We start from the raw sequence: 20,880 nt of genomic DNA on the forward strand, positions 1-20,880 counted from the left end.
GTCTGACCTGGGCGGACATGGGTGTGACCGCCTGGAGGGCGTTTCTCTAGTAGTGCTTCGTTACGCTATCGCCACCAGGGCCAGAAGGACGAGCGCCTCCCGCCCGCGGACAGTCGGCCCAGTCAGGACTGCTCATCCCAAGTCGGAAGTTCTGCAGCGGTGATGATGCTCCGGACACCCAGATCCGCCCGCCCGGCCGGGGCCATCTCGTCGACCACGACGGAGCAGCCAGCCCACTGACGCCACACTCCTCAACCATCGACCGCACGGCCGACGCCTGACTACCCGTCTCAATCCAGTCGTCGACCAGGAGCACCCGGTCCCCGGGCCCCACTGCCGCCCGCTGCAGACGCAGCTCCTGACGAACACCCCGGTAGTCGGGGTCGCCGCGCCGGGTGACCTTCTTCCCCGGGAAGATCCCCTCACTCTTGCGAACTGCGACAAAGCCAACACCGAACTCGACGGCCACCGCCGCGCCGAGCAGGAATCCCCGCGACTCGATGCCGCAGACGGCCGTGACGCCGTCGTCCCGAAACGGCTCCGCCAGGCCGCGGACCACCGAGGCTAGAGCCTCAGGGGCGCGGAAGATCTGCCGGACGGCGGCGTGCCCGCCAATCCACCGGAAGCATTCGAGAGTCAGGGCACGCGCGTCAGACATCATGATCGCGAGTCTGCGGACGGACTGGCAGTCAGGCAACCGGATTCTCGCTTGAGGTGCGCAGACTAGAGATCCAGGCGAGCGCCGCCGCGGTGCTTCCACCTGCGGCCAGGTCTGCCACCCTTGTCCCAGGCCCGCCGCCGCTGGACCTGCCGGACGCTGACCCGTAACTCCTTCGCAATCGCCGAACCCGGCTCACCAGAGGGGAACTGTTCGGCCACCTCCATCCGGATCCCTCGCGGAACTGCCGGCGCTCGTCCGACAGCCCGCCGCCCTGCATGTACCTCACGACAACGGCGTCCCGCGAGGAGCGAGCCCTTGTCGGCGGCTACGACCCCCGAGTTCAACCTCAGTCGTCGGTGCAGGGGCCACGCCCGGTGGTCTTCCCCCGCCGTTTCCTTCGCGGCCGCCTTCTGGGCGGAAAACGCTACGTGCCCGTCGAGAGGGATTCAAAGGCAGGACTATGTCACTCGGTCACTCGCTCTCTATGGCTTCGTCTGCCATCGCATCCGCAATCGCATCCCATTCAATTTCCTGACGTATCTTGGCCGCTCGCTCCTCATCAAGAAAACGCCTTGTGCTTTCGGAGTGGTTCATTCGGTGGCGAAGAGCTTCGATCGACTTGAGAATCAGTGGATTCATGCCCTCCAGTGCTTCAGCCGAGGGTGGCTGTGGCGACTCGAATCTTAGCAACGACGGTTCTGCATCCTGCTTCGTTGTGCTGATAAGGATTCGGGTCTGCCAGGAAGTGACGACCACTCTCTGCTCCCGCCTGGGGAGGTCCGCAATACCAACGAGGGTCCATCGTGCCTCCACCGAGGACCAGACGTGATCTCCGATGCTGTGAGCCTTCGCTTCCCCGATGCGATCCAGCTGTGCGAGCGGCTCGTCGATCCATCCTCGGGCCACAACGGGTCCTTGGTCAATTGCCTCCGCATCAAAGCATCCGAACCGAGACCGCGTTAGAAACGAGTGGCGGAAACGCGTGCTTCTCATTTGCCTGAAGGCCTCGCGCCCTATGAGACGGGCAGATTCCGGAGATTCAAGCACCGCCTTGACTGCGTCGTCCTCCGGCGCGGTGAAGAGATCAATCAAATCGTTCATATTGGTGAGGTGAACAAACCTGTCCTCTATCCCCGCGAGATCTTCATCCATAGGATGCTGATAAGGGGCACCGCTGCCGAAGTCGTGAGTATTGGAGCTGACAAAGTAGACCGTTTCGTCAGGGTGGTTCCTGGCGTAACTGACGGCCGTCAGCCAGATCGCTGCATCTCGCGCTCCGACCTTGTGTCCCTTGTTATCTGAATCAGCACCCACCAGCTTGCAAGGAGGCAGAAGATTCATCTCTCGAGTCAGTGCTTCGTTGAGGATGCCCGCGTCAGCCGCTAGGTTGTCGGCAACTGACTCAAACCGATTACGCCAGTGGCGGGCGTACCGATCTATGTCCACGCGGGGGAGATCCTGAGGTAGGGACCATGGGGTGTCTTCGGCGATCTTCTTCCACGCTGCCAAAGCCGCCGTGTGTCGATCCCGGTATGGGTTGACGCGCTGAGCCACAAGTTCCTCCAGCGCGACCGAGGGGATGCCCACCTTCTCTGCGCCTGCGGCCCGAATGGTCTTGAGTAGGTCTGTCGTGACGGTATCCGGTCCCTTGTAGAGGATGTTCGCGTCCAGAATGATCAAGGCTGGCGGCTCCCTCTTCTTGCGATTGCGGTTCCACGGCCACACTCTCTCAAGATCTCATTGCCGGGCGCAGGCGGAACCGGCCAGGCGGTTTCAAGTACTGCGCTTGTTTGGCCTGCCCCGCGTGGTCACTGTCCACTTCGTTGCGGTGCCCTCTGGCCGGCCGACGATCTCCAAGATCAGGACGAGACGTGGACGAGGTAGCCCTCGCCGATACCTAGTCGCGACTAAGCGGCAGGTCAGAAGGGTCGAAGTGGGGTGATCTTGAGGGGACTGTAAATCTGCCAGCCCGCTACCCGCCTGCCGCCCTTGCACCATCGCGCAAGATCCCCTCGGCCGTCAGGCGGGGCCGTCTGTGGGCCGTCCCAGGAGGGGCCACAATGACCGACGACGACAGATAACAACGGTGCCCCGGCTGGTCAGGAGGCCAGTGCGTGTAATCCATCGAGGCAGCCGAGTCAGGAGATCACTTCTTCGACGTGTGATCGACGCGTAGGCCGGTCCTACGGCGGCTTGGTCCTGCGGCGGCTTTACGGCGCCCCCGCTCCTGTTGTTCAGGGGTGGGGGCGTCGTCGTATCGTTTTCTGTGTACGGCTGTTCGAGAGGTGACGGGGGTCAGGGGATGCCGGAACAGGACGACGAGGCGCGGGAGTTCGACATCAAGTGGGCCGACGGGGCCGAGCTCAAGGAGCCCTCGGCGCGGGCCCGTATGCTCGCCGCCCGCTGGAAGGAGAACCCGCCGAAGCCGCAGCCGTTCCGTGCGGAGGCCGAGTTCAGGGCACGTCGTCGGTCGTCGCTCCGGACGCCTCGTCGGTCGTCGTGGGTGTCCACGGTGATCGTGTTCGGGTGTGTGGCGGCGGTCATCCTGCTGCTGGGATACGCGAACTTCCGAGGGTCCTACTAGGCCCCTCCCAGGGGGGTGAGCAGGTAATTCGCCTGCCCTTTCGCACTTCTGCGCCTACGATCCGCGGACACATCGAGAGCGGGGAGCAGGCGTGGACGGGGTTGTCGAGGACAGAGCTGCTGCGGCCGTACGGCTCGCGGAGGGGGCCCGTCTGCGGGAGGTGCTGCCCGACGCCGCCGATCCGGCCGGCTGGATCGCGCTGGACGCGGAGGTACGGCACAGCCCCTGGTCCTCGGCCGACGGCAGGTGGTTGCCGCACTGGCGGCGGACCGAGCAGGGGCGCAACCTCACCGACGCCCTCCGCCGGGGCGAACCGCTCACCGACGCGCAGCTCGCCCTCGCCCTGTGCCACCAGGACGGGCGGATGCGCCAGCGGGCGCTGGGCCGGGCCGCGGGGCGTCCTGAGTTGTTGCCGCTGGTCGTGTTGCGGTGTGCCGACTGGGCCGAACCCGTGCGGGAGACTGCCCGACGGCAGCTGGCCGAGCGGCTGGACGCCGAGGCCGCGGTACGGCTGCTGCCGCTGATCCTGCGCATCGGGCGCCGGGGACGGGGGGATTTCGCCACCGACCTGGCCGCCGGGCTGCTGCGCGACGCCGAACCACGGATCCTCGCCCCGCTCTACGCCGACGCCCACCGGACCGTACGCCGGTACGCCTACCGTCTCGCCGTCGAGGAGGGGTACCTCTCCCCCACCGAGTTGGCCCGGGCCGCCGCCCGGGACACCGACCTGGTCGTCCAGAGCCTCTGCGCGGACGCCACCCTGGCCGCCGTGGCGGAGGGCGGCGCGGAGGACGACGTACTCGAAACGCTGCTCGGTGCCCGCGGGGCGCAGGCCCGGGCCGCCGGGGTCACCGCCTTGCGGCGGGCCGGGCGTGGTGAGCGGGCCGTGGGGTTCCTCGGGGACCGGGCCGGGGTGGTGCGGGCCTGTGCCCGGTACGTGGTGCGGCAGGGCGGGGGTGATCCGCTCGGCTGGTACCGGGAGCGGTGCGGGGCCGCCGCCGGGGATCTACCGCCCGGTGCGATGAGCGGGCTGGCGGAGTGCGGGGAGCGGGCCGACGCGGACCTGCTGTGGGCGCTCACCTCGCATCCGGTGGCCGCGGTGCGGACGCGGGCGGTGGCCGGGCTGCGGGCGCTGGACGTGACCGACGTGGCGCGGATGCGCGAGCTGCTCGACGACCCCTCCCCCGGGGTCGTACGGGAGGCGGCCCTCGCGCTGCTCCCCTCCGCGCGGGCGCTGGACGCGCAGTGGCTGACGCGGCGGCTGGGGACGGACCGGCCCCGGGCGGAGCGGGTCGCCGCGTTCCGGCTGCTCAACGCGCACGACGGGGTCGTACGACTGCGGGCGGCCGTCGCGCTGGTCGACGACCCGGACGAACGGCTGCGGCACTGGGCCCGGCAGTCGGTGCAGCGCTGGCGGCTCACGGCCGATGTGCCGCGCGGGTCGGCGGAGGTGGGTGAGCTGCTGGACCGGGCGCGGGCTCTGTTCAGTGAGTACGTGCTGATCAGGCGCAAGTGGGAGGTCGGGCTCAAGGCCTGAGCCTTTGCTGGTCCTAGGCCTGATCCGGACCGCTTCATGGGCCTGGGCGGGTGCACACTGGAGCGTGGGACGAGTGCCTGACTGCGGGGTGATGCAGATGCGGAGCCGTTTCCGGAGCGACCGGCGCCTGACCGTGCGGATGACGGTCACGCTGTTCCTGCTCGGGCTGCTGTACGTGGCCTTCTTCGCCGCGTTGATCGTGTTGCTGAAGTCCTGGCTGATGGTCGTGGCGCTGATCGCGGTCATGTTCGTGGCGCAGTTCTGGTTCTCCGACAAGATCGCCATGTTCGCGATGCGCGGGCGGGTCGTGGGACCGGAGGAGTATCCCGAACTGCACGCCGTGGTCGACCGGTTGTGCGCCATCGCGGACATGCCCAAGCCCGTCGTCGCGGTCTCCACGATGGACATGCCCAACGCGTTCGCCACCGGCCGCAACCCCGACAACGCCGTGGTGTGCGTGACCACCGGGCTGCTCGACCGGCTGGAGCCCGCCGAGCTGGAGGGCGTCCTCGCGCACGAGCTGTCGCACGTGGCGCACAAGGACGTCGCCGTGATCACCATCGCCTCGTTCCTGGGCGTGATCGCCGGGCTGATCGTGCGGTTCGCCTTCTACAGCCAGCTGTTCAGCGGGCGGAAGGACCAGAACACCGCCATGCTGTTCGCCGGCGTGATGGGTGTCTCGGCGGCCGTGTACGCGCTCAGCTTCCTGCTGATCAGGGCACTGTCCCGGTACCGGGAGCTGGCGGCGGACCGGGCCGCGGCCCACCTCACCGGGCGGCCCTCGGCCCTCGCCTCCGCGCTCACCAAGGTCTCCGGGGAGCTGGCCCGCATCCCCACCAAGGACCTGCGCACCGCCCAGGCCTTCAACGCCTTCTACTTCACCCCGGCCACCGGCAAGGAGCCCGGCATCGAGCGGTACTTCTCCACCCACCCGTCGCTGGAGCAGCGACTGGAGCAACTGGGGCGGATCTCGGCGGAGTTGGGCGAGCCCCTGGAGCCCGGGAAGGCGGGCTGAGGATGGGGCTGCTGGACATCCTGCTCGGGCGCACCAAGCCCGTCGCGCCCGATCTCGACCAGCTGTTCGCGCTGCCGTCGGCGGCCGTGACGCTGGAGGCGGCGGTCTCCCTCACCCCGACCGGGCGCGGAGCGGTGTGCTTCGCCACGGTCGAGGGGGCCGCCTTCGAGCAGACGCACCGGGAGGTTCAGGCCCTGCTGGACGCGGACACCGAGCGGGACGGCCCGCCGGTGGAGCTGCGCCGGGACGACTTCGGGTACTCCTGGCTGGTCTCCGAACGCGCCCCGGAGCAGTTGCCGCAGCTGGTCAACGACCTGCACGCGGTGAACAGTTCGATGGAGGTCAACGGCTTCGGCCCCCAACTGCTGTGCTCGCTGGCCGGGTTCGAGGACACCGGTGACCGGTCGCTCGCGCTGGTCTACCTCTACAAGCGCGGCACCTTCTATCCCTTCGCCCCGCTGCCCGGTGCGGCACAGCGCCGGGACAACGCGCTGGAGCTGCGGGTGAAGGCCGCGCTCTCGGGCGATCTGCGGATCGAGGAGGACCTGAACCGGTGGTTCCCTCTCTGGGGCGCCCCGGGTCTGTGAGCCCCTACTGCTTGCGCTCGCGGGCCTGCCGACGGGACTCCAGCGGACGTTCGCGGCGGTAACGGCGGTCCCACTTGGCCTGCTTGTCCCGGCGCTCACGGTAGGACCGGTAGTCTCCGGCCGCCGAGCCGCCACCGGCCGCACCGCCCGACGAGGACGCCGACGCGCCGTCACGGCCGTACTGCAGGTACAGGAAGAGCAGGGCTACGGCGCCGAGCCACCAGGTGTGGTTCCCGAAGCCCAGGATCACCAGGACGACGGTCCCGGAAAGGACGATGGTGCCCATGACGGGCCTCCGTGTGCGTGGGTGTGGTGTAGAAGAGTAGCCCCGGAGGGGCGGGCTGATACCTGCCCTGCGCGAGCTCTTTCCCCACGGCACGAATCCGTTGGACGGGCGGTGGTCGGGCCGGTAGTTTGCGGGGGACCGTGGCACTGTCCGAGGAGGTGAGACCCATGAACGTCGTAGCGATGTGGGTGCTCCCCCTTTCTGTCATGGCCGGCGGCTGACACTGGTGTCGCCGGGAGCGCCTCGACCACAAGGCACTCCCGAGAGGCAACACCTATGGAAACTTCGCAGTTCACCGCCGGGCTGACGTCGTACGACGTGATCATCGCCGGGTGCGGGCCGACCGGCGCGTTCCTGGCCGCCGAGCTCCGGCTGCACGATGTGCGGGTACTCGTCCTGGAGAAGGAGACCGAGCCGACGTCGTTCGTGCGCATCGTCGGTCTGCACATGCGCAGTCTCGAACTGATGGCGATGCGCGGGCTGTTGGACCGCCTTCTCCCCCACGGACGGCGGCGTCCGGCCCGTGGTTTCTTCGCCGCCATCGACAAGCCGGTGCCCCAGGGCCTGGATTCGGCGCACGCCTATCTGCTGGGCATCCCGCAGCCGGTCGTCGTCCGCCTCCTGGAAGAGCACGCGGCCGGGCTGGGGGCGCTGGTCCGGCACGGGTGCGCGGTGGCCGGTCTCGAACAGGACGACGAGGGGGTGACCGTCGAGCTGGCCGACGGCGAGCGGGTGCGTGCGCGCTATGTCGTCGGCTGTGACGGCGGGCGCAGTACGGTGCGCAAACTGCTCGGGGTCGGTTTCCCCGGCGAGCCCTCGCGGACCGGGACGCTGATGGGCGAGATGGCAGTGGGGGTGTCGCAGGAGGAGGTCGCCGCCAGGGTGGCCGAGGTCCGCGAGACCCAACAGCGGTTCTGGCTACGGCCCTTCGGCGCGGGGATCTACAGCGTCGTGGTGCCCGCCGCGGGAGTGGGCGATCGTACGGAGCCGCCCACCATCGAGGAGTTCAGGCGACAGCTGCGCTCGGTCGCCGGCACCGATTTCGGCGTGCACTCCCCCCGCTGGCTGTCCCGCTTCGGGGACGCGACCCGGCTGGCCGAGCGCTATCGGGTCGGGCGGGTGCTGCTGGCCGGGGACGCGGCGCACATCCATCCACCGATCGGCGGTCAGGGTCTCAACCTGGGGCTCCAGGACGCGTTCAACCTGGGCTGGAAGCTGGCCGCGCAGATCCGCGGCCGGGCACCGGGGACGCTGCTGGACACCTACGAGGCGGAACGTCGTCCGGTCGCCGCGGACGTGCTGGACAACACCCGCGCCCAGACGGAACTCCTGTCCACCGAACCGGGCGCACGGGCCGTGCGCAGGCTGCTCACCGAGCTGATGGACTTCGACGAGGTGAACCGCCATCTGATCGAGAAGATCACCGCGACCGCCGTCCGCTACGACTTCGGAGCCGGCCCCGATCTGCTCGGCCGGCGCGTGCCCGACCTCGACGTCCGGCAGGGCCGCCTCTACGACCGGCTGCGTCACGGCCGCGGCCTCCTGCTGGACCGCACCGCGCACCTGACCGTCGGCGGCTGGTCGGACCGGGTCGATCACCTCACCGACCCCACGGCGGCACTGGACGCTCCGTGCGTCCTGCTGCGCCCCGACGGCCACGTGGCCTGGGTCGGCGACGACCAGCGCGGCCTCGACGCCCAGCTGTCACGGTGGTTCGGGGTACCGGTGGGCTGATTGCGGCACGTGGTCAAGGGGGCCGGGTAGCTGGGCGGGGTCGGCTGCGTGTCGCTGGTCAGGGGCGTGTCCCTCCACGCGGGCCGCGAGCCGTCCGGCATCCCGGTCCCGGTGGCTGCGGCTACTCGCCCGGTGCCGCTCTGAGGACGCCCGCCGCGATGGCCGCTCTCAGGCTCGCGTGGTCCGCCGTGGTCTGGGTGGCGTAGGCGAGGGCGAAGTCGGCGATCGCCTGGTCGAAGGTGTCGGCGCCGCCCAGGTACGCGGCGATCGCGACGCGGTCGCCGGAGCGGGCGTGGGCCCGGGCCAGGGTGGTGCCGCAGAGGCCGGCGTACGCCGTGAGGTCGGACGGGGACATGCCCATGACGTCCGCCGAGCCCTTCATGTCGCGCAGTTGGCGCCAGTAGAAGGCCCGGCCCTGGGGCCCGCTCATCCAGCCCAGGAAGATGTCGCTCGCGGACTGGAGCAGGCGCTGCCCCACGACCACACGGTGCCCGGGATGGACGTACGGCCCATGGGGCAGGTGTTCCTCCAGCACGGACGGGCGGGCCTCCTTGATCTGGAGGAACAGCGGGTCGTCGGCGTCCCGGCCGGTCAGCAGGACGATGAAGCAGCGGGTGCCGACGCTGCCGACGCCGACGACCTTGCGGGCCGCGTCCACGAAGCGGTACCGGTCCAGCAGCAGCCGGCGTTCCTCGGAGAGCGTGGAGCGGTAGTCGCTGAAGATCTTGCGCAGGCTGGCCATGTCGGGGGCGCCGGCGGGTTCGAGGAGCGGCGGGTCGGTGATGATGCGGCGGCGGCCGTCGACGATCTCGGTGAGCTTGCCGAGGGCCTGGAGGCTGGTGCGGCGGCGGGCCCGGGTGAGGCTGGACTCGAGGCGCCCGCGGTGGCGGGCGGAGCGGACGAGGGGCAGCAGGCTGTCGGCGTCGACGCTCTCGTACCAGACCTCCAACTCCGTCATACGGGCCAGGCGCCGCATGGCCGTGCGGTACGCGGCGGTCGCCGCCCGGGCCGCCCGGTGGGCCTTGTCCTCGCTGTGCCCGTTCTCGACGGCGGCCACGGCGACGCTCGCGGCGAGCCGCTTGACGTCCCACTCGAAGGGGCCCGGGAACGTCTCGTCGAAGTCGTTGAGGTCGAAGAGGAGGGAGCGTTCCGGGGAGGCGTAGAGGCCGAAGTTGAGCAGGTGGGCGTCGCCGCAGAGCTGGACCGTGAGGCCGGTGTGCGGCTGGGAGGCCAGGTCGGCGGCCATGACGGCGGCGGAGCCGCGCAGGAAGGCGAAGGGGGAGGCCGACATCCTGCCGTACCGGATCGGGAGGAGTTCCGGGAGGCGGTCGCGGCCCTGTCGTTCCAGTACGGCGACGGGGTCCTGGCGGTCGAGGGACGGGAGCCAGGTGGCGTGGGCGGAGCGGGGGACGCGTTTGCGGGCGGCTCGGCCGCGGGTCTGTGCGGTGCCGGGGGTGTTCATCGGCCCTGCCTCTGGGTCACGCCCGCCTCCTGGTCGCCGGTGTGGCTGTCACCTCCTGATCGCAGTGAAGGGCGGGGGTGGGGTGGGCGCATGTGGAGTACGGCGATCGGGTGACGTGTGCGTTGGGGGTGCGATGTGTCGTCGTTCGGCTGCGGCTGCGTTGTGGCTGGTCGCGCCCGCGCGGCGGAGCCGCATATCGATACAGACCCGCGCCCCTGAAGGGCGCGTTGTCAGTGCCCTCGGTCAAGATGGGCCGTATGGGCTTGGGTGATGCGGTTCGGTACATCGGGGTGGGCGAGCGGCGGGCTCGGCTGGGGTTGCGGCAGCAGTTGGCCGTCGAGGCCCGGGTGGGGTCGCCCGAGGAGGTGGGTGGGGCTCTGGTCGCGTTGCACGGGTCCGATCCCGCGACGGTCTACCTCGCGGTGGGGGCTCGGCTGGTGGACGCCTCCGGGACCGTCGCCGAGACCGAGCGGGCGTTGTACGAGGACCGGACGCTGGTGCGGATGCACGGGATGCGGCACACGGTGTTCGCGTTTCCGACCGAGCTGACCGCCGTCGTGCACGCCTCGACCGGGCTCACGGTCGCCGCGCGGGAACGGGCCTCGCTCATCAAGGACATGGCGAAGGCGGGGGCGCCGGACGCGGCCTGGCTGAAGGAGGTCGAGGAGTCGATGCTGGCCGCGCTGGCCCGGCGCGGGCAGGCGACGGCGACCGAACTCAGCCAGGACGAGCCGCGGTTGCGGGAGCAGTTCGTGTACGCGGCCGGCAAGAGCTACGAGGGCGTCCACACCGTGTCGTCCCGGCTGCTGAGAGTGCTCGGCGTGGAGGGCAAGGTGGTGCGCGGGCGGCCGCTCGGCTCCTGGATGTCCTCGCAGTTCCGCTGGGCGGTGGCGCCGCCGCACCCCGAACTCGACGTGGCCGAGGCACAGGCGGAGTTGCTGCGGCGCTGGCTCACCGTGTGCGGTCCCGCCACCGAGGCGGACCTGAAGTGGTGGACCGGCTGGAAGGTGACCGACGTCCGCCGTGCGCTGACGGCGATCCGCGCGGTCACGGTGACGGTCGACGAAGGTCCGGCCTACGTCGTCGAGGGCGACGACGGTCCGGTGGAGGGGCCGTCGGAGCCCTGGGCCGCGCTGCTTCCCGGACTTGATCCGACGGCGATGGGCTGGCAGCAGCGGGACTGGTACCTGGCCCCCGCCCTGCGTCCCGCCCTGTTCGACCGGAGCGGCAACGTGGGGCCGACGGTGTGGTGGGACGGGCGGGTGGTGGGCGGGTGGGGCCAGCGGGCCGACGGGGAGATCGTGTGGCGGCTCCTGGACCCGGAGGGAGTGGGGGCGGAGGCGGAGACGGCCATCGCGCAGGAGGCCGCCCGCCTGCGGGAGTGGGTGGGAGACACCTGGGTGAGACCCCGGTTCCGGACCCCGCTGGAGAAGGAACTGGCGGAGGGGACGGGCTGACGGGCCTACCTGTGCGACCGGTTGACGGGGCTGGCCGAGGCGACCGGTTGACCGGACGGCCGGGGCAACGGGCCGAAGCGATCGGCTGACCGGGGGCAACCGGCTCGTCCAGGCGACTGGTTGGCCGAGACTACCGGCCGACCCCGACCACCGGGACAAGCGGCTGATCCAGGCGCCCGGTTGGCCGGACGGCCGGGGCAACGGACCGAAGCGACCAGCTGACTGGGGCAACCTGCTGCTCCAGGCGACCCGTTGACCGGGCCGACCGGCTGGCCGAGGCGACCGGCCCACCCCGGCCACCGGGGCAACCGGCTGATCCAGGCGCCCCGCTGACCGAGTTGACCGGGCCGACCGGGTCGACCGGCTGGCCCAGAAGGCGCGCTGACCCCGGCAACCGCGGCAACTGGCCGACCCAGAAGGCCGGCTCACCGAGGCGCCGGGTGTCTTCCGGCGGAAACGGCGCCGGGCTCACCCCGCATGGCGGAGGGCACCCGGCGCCCCGGGGGTCACCGTGAGTAGCGCATCAGGGCGCGCACCATGTGGCACGTGGTGTCCGACGGTGGGTGTACGCCGATCATCTCCGCGGCGTCGCGGATCGTCTCGTTGCGGGCCTGGTTCGGTACGTAGACGCCGGAGTCGAGCAGGGCGATCGCTAGCCGCATCGCCTTGAGGCGGCGGTTGTGGGTGACGTACCACTCGCGGGGGCGGCCCGGCGGCAACGGGCGCTTCTCCACGGGCGCGTAGGGAATGTCGAGCAGCACCGGATGCTTCGCGGTGGACTGGGTGGGCAACGGCTTCGGCTTCAGTGCGGCAGCGGGCACAGGCATCCTCCTGTCGCGGTAAGGGCGGGAGCCGGGGTCCCGGCGACGCCCTCGAACACTGGTTTTATTCTACCGCCCGGCACTGACAAAAGCCCCTGGCCACAAGGGCTTTCGGGGGTGCTGTGACGCAGGTGGAGGACGGGTTTCCGGGTACCGTGACGGCATGGAGATCTGGATCAATCCGGCCTGTTCGAAGTGCCGCAGCGCGGTCGGTCTGCTGGACGCGGAGGGCGCCGAGTACACCGTCCGCCGCTATCTGGAGGACGTCCCGAGCGAGGACGAGATCCGGGAGGTGCTGGAGCGGCTCGGGCTCGAACCGTGGGACATCACCCGCACCCAGGAGGCCGCCGCCAAGGAGCTCGGGCTCAAGGAGTGGGCGCGGGACGAGAGTTCACGTGACCGGTGGATCACCGCCCTCGCCGAGCACCCCAAGCTCATCCAGCGGCCCATCATCACGGCGGACGACGGCTCGGCGGTGGTCGCCCGCAGTGAGGACGCCGTACGGGACGCCCTGGCCAGGAAATAGCCGAGTGTGACGCAGGTTACGTCACATGACTCCTGCGACCACTGAGTAACTTCGTTCGGTATCTCGTACATAGCGGCGTACGCTCCCCTAGCTCTTAGGAGGCGCGCATGTCGCGCAGGAGAACACTCGGCACGAAGAAGAAGGTCGCGCTGCTGGTGAGCGCGGCGGTGGCGGCGGGTGGTGGGGCCTTCGTGATGGCCAGCACCTCGAACGCCGCGAGTCCGCAGACGGCCGCGCAGTCGACCGTCTGCCAGGGCCTCGCCACCGCGCTCGGCAACAACCAGCGGTTCATCGAGGGGCAACGGGCCAATCCCGACGCCCAGTCGGCGGCCCGGATCAGCAACCGGGAAGCGGTGATCGCGCAGATCAAGGTGCAGCAGGAGGCGTCCGGTTGTGTGGTCGGGGAGTCGGCTCAGGGCTCCCAGGCCGCCGCGGGACAGGGCTCCCAGGCCGCGTCTCCTTCAGCGCCCGCCGCTTCCCAGGCTCCGCCCGCCGCTTCCCAGGCGCCCGCCGCTCCCCCGGCGGGGAACGCCGGTTCCGGGCAGCGGGTGTGCAACGGCTCGACCGTCACGCTGTCCGGTGAGGGCGGTGCGCCCGCCGCGTCCAGCAACCAGTTCCCGGCCGGCACGAAGCTGAAGGTCACCAACCTGGACAACAACAAGTCCACGACGGTGCAGGTCACTTCGGTCTCCGGCAGCTGTGTCCTGCTCAACAACGCGGCCTTCGAACAGGTACGGGAGCCCGGCAAGTTCCTCATCCGCCGGGCCGTGATCGAGAAGGTGGGGTGAGGTCATTCGTCTAGGAACTCGGTGAGGCGGCACGCCGGTTCGGGAGGTGCGGACTGCGGCAGCGCGTGGTGGAGGACGCCGGGGACCACGTCGGCTTCCACCCGCGGCAGCGGTCCGGCCGCCCGTGCTGTGACGTCACAGGCGTCAAAGGTCCTGCTGTTCGCGGCCACGAGCAGCAGGACCGGCGTTTTCAGGCCCGTAGGAGATACGCCGCCTTGAACCCGGCGAAGCACAGGTCGGGTTCAGGAGGAACAGGCGGCGCATCCCTCCGGAGTCACCGGAACGGCCGGACGACCGTCTACGGTCCCGCCAGTACCTTCGCCTCCGTCTCCGGGTCCAGGCCCACCACCGGCCGGTCCGGGCGCTGCGGAGCCACCCCGCCCATCTCGCACAGCCAGTTCCAGGTGTCGGTGACCGTCTCGGTGACCGGGCGGCAGTGCAGGCCCGCCGCGGCGGCTCGGGAGGTGTCGCCGCCGTGGAGGGTGGTGTGCAGGTCGGAGGCGGGCGGGACCCACACCGGCAGGTCGGTCCAGGGGGCGATGCCCGCGGCGAGGACCGTGTCCGGGTCCGTCCAGCACAACTCGGCGTCGGAGCCGGTCGCCGTGACGCAGGCTTCCAGGAGCTCGCCCGTCGTCGTGTGCGCCGGAGGGCTGACCGCGTTGTACGGGCCGGACCTCCCCTCGGCGGCGGCGCCCAGCATCCACTCCGCGAGGTCGCGGACGTCGACGTACTGGAGCGGGAGGTCCCGTGGGCCGGGGGCGAGGACCTGGCCGCCGCGGGCGATGCGTCCCAGCCACCACGGCAGGCGGCCGATGTTCTCGTACGGGCCGAGGATCAGGCCGGCCCGTACGAGGAGGGAGCGGTCGGCGCCGAAGCTGTCCAGCACGGCGAGTTCGCCGCCCCGTTTGTCGCGCGCGTAGTCGGTCCGACCCGCGTCGGCCAAGGCGCCCTCGACCACGGGAGCATCCTCGGTGTATCCGGCCGGCTGGGGCCAGGTGTACACCGAACTGCTCGACACGTACGCGTACCGGTCGGCGCGGTCCCGCAGCAGCCGTGCCGTGTCCCGGACCGCGCGGGGCGCCGCCGACCAGGTGTCGACGACCAGGTCCCAGGGGCCGCCTTCGGCGAGGGCGGTGAGGCCGTCGGGCGCGGTGCGGTCGCCGTGCAGCGACCGCACCCCGGGCCCGGGTGCGTGCCGTCCGCGATGGAAGACGGTCACGTCCCAGCCCTTGGCCAGGGCCGCCTCGGCGACGGCCCGGCCGACGAACTCGGTGCCACCGAGCAGGAGAAGTCTCATACCGGTGACTGTGCCCGCCGCCGCCCGCCGATGGAACTCCGGTCTGCTGTCGGCAGAGCGTCAGTCGCCGGTCGGCGGGGTGTACTTGTAGCCGACCCGCCGCACGGTCTGGATCGCGCCCCGGAAGTCCGCGCCCAGCTTGCGGCGCAGGCGGGCGATGTGGACGTCGACGGTACGGCCGTCGCCGACATGGCCGTAGCCCCAGACCGTGGTGACCAGTTGGTCGCGGGTGTGCACCCGGTGCGGGTGCTGGACGAGGTGGGCGAGGAGCTCGAACTCCAGGTAGGTGAGGTCGAGTTCCTTGCCGTTGACCTCGGCCGTGCGCTGGACGGTGTCGATGCGGACGAGCGGGGCCGCGCCGTCGTCGGCGACGGCGGCCTCCGGCCGGTCCGGGACCGCGACCGGCAGGAACGGCGGCTGCTGGTCCGCCGGGACGAGCACCAGGTAGCCGATCATCGGCGGCTGGCCCGGCAGCGTCGGCAGGGTGTGCTGGGGGGCGGGCAGCCAGGTGGCGCCCGGCGGCAGGAAGTCCGTGACGTCCACGACCTCGTCCCGGTCGACGGCGCGCAGCCGGTGGCGGGCGGTGCCGTTCTGGGAGGAGGTCAGGGGGGCGGTGGAGAGGGAACGAGTGGTCGCCATGAGAGGTCAGCTCTTTCGCGCGAGGAGGTCAACAGGAGACGTACGTCGACTGCGCGCTGGCCGAAGGCCGGGTATGGCTTTAGAGGGCCGGCGCGTTCATCGCGCGGCAACACACCCGGTCGAAGTCGTGGTGCTGACGGGACGGCCAGAAGGGCTCGAGGTCGTGGCGACCCGTCGCGGTGTACTTCTGGAAGCTGGCCATGGACTCATTGAAGCAGACACAGGCCCGCAACAGCAGCCTTCTCTCACTGCTTGGACGCTTCCTTGGCGTGAAAACGACGTGGCGCTCCTCACCCCACCAGCCGCTTGCGCCGGGCCAGGGGTCTGACCTGGATCGCCTTGTCCGGTCCGGGCCAGTCCTACAGCGCAGTTGTACACGGATGTGACGGCCGAGCCCCTTGCACGCGTCCCTGACAACGCGCCGAGGGGCGCCCACCGCATAGGTGGACGCCCCTCGGGAAGCGGTGGGGATCAGACCTGGCCGGCCTTCTCCAGCGCGGAGCAGCAGGTGTCCACCAGGAGGCGGGTCACCACGTACGGGTCCACGTTGGCGTTCGGGCGGCGGTCCTCGATGTAGCCCTTGCCGTCCTTCTCGACCTGCCACGGGATACGGACCGAGGCGCCGCGGTTGGAGACGCCGTAGGAGTACTCGTTCCACGGGGCGGTCTCGTGCAGGCCGGTCAGGCGGTCGTCGATGCCGGCGCCGTAGTTCTTGACGTGGTCGAGGGGCTTGGAGCCCTCGCCCAGCGACTCGGCGGCGGTGATGATCGCGTCGTAGCCCTCGCGCATCGCCTTGGTGGAGAAGTTGGTGTGCGCGCCGGCGCCGTTCCAGTCGCCCTTGACCGGCTTCGGGTCCAGGGTGGCGGAGACGCCGAAGTCCTCGGCGGTGCGGTAGAGCAGCCAGCGGGCCACCCACAGGTGGTCGGAGACCTCCAGCGGGGAGACCGGGCCGACCTGGAACTCCCACTGGCCGGGCATGACCTCGGCGTTGATGCCGGAGATCGCGAGGCCGGCCTTCAGGCAGTTGTCCAGGTGCGCCTCGACGACGTCACGGCCGAAGATCTCGTCCGCGCCGACACCGCAGTAGTAGCCGCCCTGCGGGGCCGGGAAGCCGCCCTTGGGGAAGCCGAGCGGGTAGCCGTCCTTGAAGAACGTGTACTCCTGCTCGATGCCGAAGATCGGCTCCTGCGCGGCGAACTTCTCGGCGACCTCGGTCAGCGCGGCACGGGTGTTGGACTCGTGCGGCGTGAAGTCGATGTTGAGGACCTCGCACAGCACGAGGATGTCGTCGCCGCCGCGGATCGGGTCGGGGCAGGAGAAGACCGGCTTGAGCACACGGTCCGAGGAGTGCCCCTCGGCCTGGTTCGTGGAGGACCCGTCGAAGCCCCAGATCGGCAGCTCGGCGCCCTTGGCGTCGTCACCGAGGATCTTCGTCTTGGAGCGGAGCTTGGCCGTCGGCTCGGTGCCGTCGATCCAGATGTACTCAGCCTTGAAGCTCACGGGCCACATCCTTCGGGGTGTGTCTGGGCGCACTTGCGGGTGCAGCGGCGCTGCGGCACTGAAACGCCGCGTCTCGATGCCCGCGAGCCTGTCAACAGGCGATTTCCCGGTCATTGCTCGAATGTGAACCCCGTGTTACCTGGTGATGCTGTGGCGCGGATCACTGTGTGAGCGCGGCAAAACGGTGTACGGGCAGGCCGGGCGGCGGGTGTACCCGGCACCACCCCGGCCGGGCTGCCAGACCCAGTGACCCGCGTCCGCGCCTCGACCAGACTGACCGCATGACCACGAAGACGGGGAACGGCGGCTGGGGTCCGAGGGTGCGGGGCACGGGGCTCGCGGCCGTGCGGGGGTTGGCGCTGGCCCTGGTCACGCTGCCGGGGGCGGTGCTCGGGTTCACGCTGAGCCTGGTGTCCGTCGCGCTCGTGCCGATCGGCATCGGCGTGCTCACGACCCCCTGGGTACTGACGGGCGTGCGGGCCTACGCGGACTGGCGGCGGGTGCTCGCGGCCGAGTGGTGCGGGGTACGGATCCCGTCGACGTACCGGCCGACACCGAAGGGCGCCCGCAGCTGGGCGCGGACCTGGGCGATGCTGCGCGACCCGGCGGTCCGGCGGGACCTGCGATGGCTCCTGGTGGACATGACGGCGGGGTTCACGACGGCCCTGCTGGCGGCGGTGCTCGTCCTGTACCCGCTGGAGGGGCTCGCGGTGGCGGCCTGGCTGTGGCGGCCGCTGTCGGAGCTGGGCGGCGGTTACTGGTACGGCTTCGTGCATGTCACCGACCAGTCCTCCGCACTCCTCGCCGGCGCCCTGGGCATCGCCCTGCTGGCCCTGGCTCCGCTCGCGCCGCGGGTGCTGACCGCCCACTTCCGGCTCACCCGGGCCGTACTCGGCGCCGGTCAGGGCGAGTTGGCGGAGCGGGTCCGGGTCCTCACCGAGACCCGGCGGGACGCGGTGGACACCTCGGCGGCCGAACTGCGGCGCATCGAACGGGACCTGCACGACGGGGCGCAGGCCCGGCTGGTCGCCATGGGCATGGACCTCGGCACCATCGAGGCGCTCCTCGACAAGGACCCCGCCCGGGCGAAGCTGCTGCTCGCGCAGGCCCGTCAGTCCTCGGTGGACGCGCTCGCCGAGCTGCGCGACCTGGTGCACGGCATCCATCCGCCGGTGCTGGCCGAGCGCGGACTGGGCGACGCGGTACGGGCGCTGGCGCTCAGGCTGCCGGTGCCGACCGAGGTGGCCGTCGACCTCGGGGGCCGGGCGGACGCACCGGTGGAGTCGGCCGCCTACTTCGCGGTGAGCGAGGTCCTCACCAACGCCGTCAAGCACTCGGGCGCCGACCGGATCTGGATCGACCTGCATCACACGGACGGCATGCTGCGGATCGGCGTCACCGACAACGGCCGCGGGGGCGCGGTGATCACGGCCGGTTCGGGGCTCGCCGGGGTCGAGCGGCGGCTCGGTACATTCGACGGCGTCCTGGCCGTCAGCTCGCCCGCGGGCGGTCCCACCATGGTCACCATGGAGATCCCTTGCGCGTTGTCCTAGCCGAAGACCTCTTCCTGCTGCGCGACGGGCTCGTGCGGCTCCTTGAGGCCCATGACTTCGAGATCGCCGCGGCCGTCGAGTCGGGGCCCGAGCTGGCGCGGGCGCTGGCCGAGCTGGATCCGGACGTCGCCGTGGTCGACGTACGCCTGCCGCCGACGCACACCGACGAGGGGTTGCAGTGCGCGCTCGACGCCCGGCGGGCCAGACCCGGGCTGCCGGTGCTGGTGCTCTCGCAGCACGTGGAGCAGCTGTACGCGCGCGAGCTGCTGGCCGACGGCAGCGGCGGGGTGGGGTATCTGCTCAAGGACCGGGTGTTCGACGCCGAGCAGTTCGTGGACGCCGTACGACGGGTCGCGGCGGGCGGGACCGCGATGGACCCGCAGGTCATCCAGCAGCTGCTGAGCCGGCGGGCGGCCGACGACCAGCCGCTCGCCCGGCTCACGCCCCGGGAGCTGGAGGTGCTGGACCTGATGGCGCAGGGGCGGACGAACGCGGCGATCGCCGGGAAACTCGTGGTGACGGAACGGGCGATCGCCAAGCACACCGCCAACATCTTCACCAAACTGGGCCTCGAGGTGTCGGACGATGACAATCGCCGCGTTCTGGCGGTGCTCGCGTTCTTGGACCGGGGCCGGTGAGCAGGTCCTCATTTTCTGTAACTCCTGCTGCTTACGGGGCTGTTGATGTACCAAGACCAGGTAAACCTCTGATTTGTTTGTGGGGCGGCTGAACACCCCTGGGACGGCGTGCGTATGGGATGGCGCCGCTTCACTCCTGTCGGGCGCCTCGATAGCCCCGAAAAAGGAAGTCAGAGGAGTTCCATGGGACGCAATACACGTAAACGCCGCTCGTCGATGGCCACCAAGGCCATAGCCGCGTCGGCGGCCCTAGCGCTCGGTGGGGGCGGGCTGATCTGGGCGAACTTCTACGCATCCGCGCACGAGTCGAACAACAACGGCTGGCAGCAGAACCAGACCAAGGCCGCCACCGCGCAGGTGGCGACCATCTCGTGCCCGGACGTCGGTCAGAAGCTGACGAACGTGCCTCAGAACGCGCGTCAGGGGGTGGCCACGGAGCTGGCCAACCTGGACAAGCAGATCACCGAGGCCTACGCCAGGCTCGCCTCGACGCGCCAGGCCCAGGCGAACGACTCGGGCTTCGTCCAGAACGCCATCACCGGCCCCCTGAAGGAGAAGCGGGCGGCCACGATCGACCGGATCCGCATCGACATCCAGCGGGTCGGGGGTCAGTTCGACACTTCGCTCAGCCAGCTGGCGGCCTGCACCACGCAGAACGCGCAGACGAACGCCGGTCAGGCTGGTGGCCAGCAGCAGAACGGCGGCCAGCAGCAGGGCGGCCAGAACAACAACGGCGGCCAGCAGCAGAACGGCGGCCAGCAGAACGGCGGTCAGCAGAACGGCGGCCAGAACAACGGCGGCCAGAACAACGGCGGTCAGCAGAACGGCGGCCAGCAGCAGGGCGGCGGCGGACAGGGCGGCAACGGCCCGGTCGCGGCCGACTTCGTGGACATCACCAAGGTCCAGGGCAACGCCCAGCTCGGTGTCGGCCAGAACGGTCTGAAGGCCAACGGCAACTCCGGCTCGCGGGGCACCTTCACCACCAAGTGCGGCACCAACGGGAACAAGAACCACAACACGGACAACGTGATCGTGGCCCCCGGTGTCGCCAACGGCGCCCACCACCTGCACGACTACGTCGGCAACCAGTCCAACGACGCCTTCGCGAGCGACCAGGAGCTGGCGGCGGCCCAGAGCAGCTGCCAGAACCAGGGCGACAAGTCGTCGTACTTCTGGCCGGTGCTGCGTCTGCAGAACGGCACGCAGGACTTCGACCAGAACGCCGACGGTGGTGGCAAGGAAGGCAACGTCGGCAAGATCCTTCAGGCCTCCCAGGCGCAGATCAAGTTCGTCGGCAACAAGAAGGGCAACGTCGTCGCGATGCCGACGGCCCTGCGCATCATCACCGGTGACGCGAAGGCTTTCGTCAACGGCAACGCCAACGCCAACGTGAACTGGTCCTGCACCGGCTTCGAGAACAAGGTCCAGCTGCACGACAAGTACCCGATCTGCCCGCAGGGCAGCCAGGTGGTGCGCACGACCAACTTCCAGAGCTGCTGGGACGGTCAGAACATCGACAGCGCCAACCACCGCACGCACGTGGCGTTCGTCCAGGCCGACGGCTCCTGCGCCAACGGCTTCAAGGCGATCCCGCAGCTCCAGGTCCGGCTCGTCTACAACGTCCCGGCCCCGAAGCTCCAGAACGGCACGGTGGTCAACCCCTACGCGGTGGACACCTTCCCGGAGAACCTGCACAAGCCGATCACCGACCACAACGACTTCATCAACTTCTTCTCCACGAACCTGATGAACAAGATGGTCAACTGCATCAACACCGGTAAGAAGTGCCAGTTAC

Annotated in this window: 20 protein-coding genes; 11 read left to right on the forward strand and 9 right to left on the reverse strand. The window is 70.1% G+C overall.

The window, feature by feature from the left end; translation table 11 throughout:
- Positions 1-46: 46 nt before the first annotated feature.
- Together ACFULQ_RS35685 and ACFULQ_RS35690 are read right to left on the reverse strand one after the other, a co-directional pair.
- Positions 47-661 carry a phosphoribosyltransferase family protein gene (locus ACFULQ_RS35685; RefSeq protein ID WP_383552019.1) on the reverse strand — a complete coding sequence of 205 codons (615 nt, stop codon included), beginning with the start codon at positions 659-661 and terminating at the stop codon, positions 47-49.
- A 471-nt stretch (positions 662-1,132) separates the two neighbouring features.
- Positions 1,133-2,341, reverse strand: coding sequence for a PIN domain-containing protein (locus ACFULQ_RS35690; protein ID WP_383552021.1), 1,209 nt, complete (start codon positions 2,339-2,341; stop codon positions 1,133-1,135).
- A 622-nt stretch (positions 2,342-2,963) separates the two neighbouring features.
- Between ACFULQ_RS35690 and ACFULQ_RS35695 the strand changes: the two genes are divergently transcribed.
- From ACFULQ_RS35695 to ACFULQ_RS35710, 4 genes are all read left to right on the forward strand, one after another.
- Positions 2,964-3,245: a hypothetical protein gene (locus ACFULQ_RS35695; protein ID WP_383552023.1), complete on the forward strand. Its 282-nt coding sequence runs from the start codon at positions 2,964-2,966 to the stop codon at positions 3,243-3,245.
- A 91-nt stretch (positions 3,246-3,336) separates the two neighbouring features.
- Positions 3,337-4,782 (forward strand): hypothetical protein, encoded by a 1,446-nt coding sequence (locus tag ACFULQ_RS35700; RefSeq protein ID WP_383552025.1) that lies wholly within the window; start codon positions 3,337-3,339, stop codon positions 4,780-4,782.
- Positions 4,783-4,879: 97 nt separating this feature from the next.
- Positions 4,880-5,797: a zinc metalloprotease HtpX gene (htpX, locus tag ACFULQ_RS35705; protein ID WP_383552027.1), complete on the forward strand. Its 918-nt coding sequence runs from the start codon at positions 4,880-4,882 to the stop codon at positions 5,795-5,797.
- A 2-nt stretch (positions 5,798-5,799) separates the two neighbouring features.
- Positions 5,800-6,384 (forward strand): hypothetical protein, encoded by a 585-nt coding sequence (locus ACFULQ_RS35710; protein WP_383552029.1) that lies wholly within the window; start codon positions 5,800-5,802, stop codon positions 6,382-6,384.
- A 4-nt stretch (positions 6,385-6,388) separates the two neighbouring features.
- Here ACFULQ_RS35710 and ACFULQ_RS35715 read toward each other — a convergent pair whose 3' ends face one another.
- Positions 6,389-6,670 (reverse strand): hypothetical protein, encoded by a 282-nt coding sequence (locus ACFULQ_RS35715; protein ID WP_383552031.1) that lies wholly within the window; start codon positions 6,668-6,670, stop codon positions 6,389-6,391.
- 276 nt (positions 6,671-6,946) lie between these two features.
- Here ACFULQ_RS35715 and rox point away from each other — a divergent pair, with 276 nt between their 5' ends.
- A complete protein-coding gene (gene rox / locus ACFULQ_RS35720; protein WP_383552032.1) occupies positions 6,947-8,404 on the forward strand; it encodes a rifampin monooxygenase in 1,458 nt (485 codons plus the stop codon).
- 121 nt (positions 8,405-8,525) lie between these two features.
- Here the strand turns inward: rox and ACFULQ_RS35725 are convergent, their stop codons facing one another.
- Positions 8,526-9,866, reverse strand: a complete 1,341-nt coding sequence (locus tag ACFULQ_RS35725; protein WP_383552034.1) for a DUF2252 domain-containing protein — start codon at positions 9,864-9,866, stop codon at positions 8,526-8,528.
- A 257-nt stretch (positions 9,867-10,123) separates the two neighbouring features.
- On the opposite strand from ACFULQ_RS35725, the gene ACFULQ_RS35730 reads away from it, so the two are divergent.
- The gene (locus ACFULQ_RS35730; RefSeq protein WP_383552036.1) at positions 10,124-11,323 is read left to right on the forward strand and encodes a winged helix DNA-binding domain-containing protein; all 1,200 of its coding nucleotides are present in this window, start codon (positions 10,124-10,126) and stop codon (positions 11,321-11,323) included.
- Positions 11,324-11,829: 506 nt separating this feature from the next.
- On the opposite strand, the gene ACFULQ_RS35735 is transcribed toward ACFULQ_RS35730, so the two are convergent.
- Positions 11,830-12,144 carry a hypothetical protein gene (locus ACFULQ_RS35735; protein WP_383552038.1) on the reverse strand — a complete coding sequence of 105 codons (315 nt, stop codon included), beginning with the start codon at positions 12,142-12,144 and terminating at the stop codon, positions 11,830-11,832.
- A gap of 163 nt (positions 12,145-12,307) precedes the next feature.
- On the opposite strand from ACFULQ_RS35735, the gene ACFULQ_RS35740 reads away from it, so the two are divergent.
- Together ACFULQ_RS35740 and ACFULQ_RS35745 are read left to right on the forward strand one after the other, a co-directional pair.
- A complete protein-coding gene (locus tag ACFULQ_RS35740) occupies positions 12,308-12,670 on the forward strand; it encodes an arsenate reductase family protein (protein WP_383552040.1) in 363 nt (120 codons plus the stop codon).
- 107 nt (positions 12,671-12,777) lie between these two features.
- Complete coding sequence (locus tag ACFULQ_RS35745; protein ID WP_383552042.1) at positions 12,778-13,458, forward strand: hypothetical protein; 681 nt, start codon at positions 12,778-12,780, stop codon at positions 13,456-13,458.
- Positions 13,459-13,756: 298 nt separating this feature from the next.
- Here the strand turns inward: ACFULQ_RS35745 and ACFULQ_RS35750 are convergent, their stop codons facing one another.
- From ACFULQ_RS35750 to glnII, 4 genes are all read right to left on the reverse strand, one after another.
- A complete protein-coding gene (locus ACFULQ_RS35750; protein WP_383552044.1) occupies positions 13,757-14,755 on the reverse strand; it encodes an SDR family oxidoreductase in 999 nt (332 codons plus the stop codon).
- 60 nt (positions 14,756-14,815) lie between these two features.
- Positions 14,816-15,394, reverse strand: a complete 579-nt coding sequence (locus ACFULQ_RS35755; RefSeq protein WP_383552046.1) for a winged helix-turn-helix domain-containing protein — start codon at positions 15,392-15,394, stop codon at positions 14,816-14,818.
- Positions 15,395-15,473: 79 nt separating this feature from the next.
- Positions 15,474-15,596 carry a hypothetical protein gene (locus tag ACFULQ_RS35760; RefSeq protein ID WP_106981153.1) on the reverse strand — a complete coding sequence of 41 codons (123 nt, stop codon included), beginning with the start codon at positions 15,594-15,596 and terminating at the stop codon, positions 15,474-15,476.
- 269 nt (positions 15,597-15,865) lie between these two features.
- The gene (gene glnII / locus ACFULQ_RS35765) at positions 15,866-16,894 is read right to left on the reverse strand and encodes a glutamine synthetase (RefSeq protein ID WP_383552048.1); all 1,029 of its coding nucleotides are present in this window, start codon (positions 16,892-16,894) and stop codon (positions 15,866-15,868) included.
- Positions 16,895-17,175: 281 nt separating this feature from the next.
- On the opposite strand from glnII, the gene ACFULQ_RS35770 reads away from it, so the two are divergent.
- From ACFULQ_RS35770 to ACFULQ_RS35780, 3 genes are all read left to right on the forward strand, one after another.
- Positions 17,176-18,447, forward strand: coding sequence for a sensor histidine kinase (locus ACFULQ_RS35770; RefSeq protein WP_383552050.1), 1,272 nt, complete (start codon positions 17,176-17,178; stop codon positions 18,445-18,447).
- The gene (locus tag ACFULQ_RS35775; RefSeq protein WP_383552052.1) at positions 18,432-19,085 is read left to right on the forward strand and encodes a LuxR C-terminal-related transcriptional regulator; all 654 of its coding nucleotides are present in this window, start codon (positions 18,432-18,434) and stop codon (positions 19,083-19,085) included. Before ACFULQ_RS35770 ends, ACFULQ_RS35775 begins: the two co-directional genes overlap by 16 nt.
- A 183-nt stretch (positions 19,086-19,268) precedes the next feature.
- Positions 19,269-20,880, forward strand: a 1,612-nt coding sequence (locus tag ACFULQ_RS35780; protein WP_383552054.1) for a DUF1996 domain-containing protein, incomplete at its 3' end; no start/stop codon positions are given.

Source organism: Streptomyces sp. NPDC057253, assembly GCF_042669125.1.
Lineage (GTDB): Bacteria > Actinomycetota > Actinomycetes > Streptomycetales > Streptomycetaceae > Streptomyces.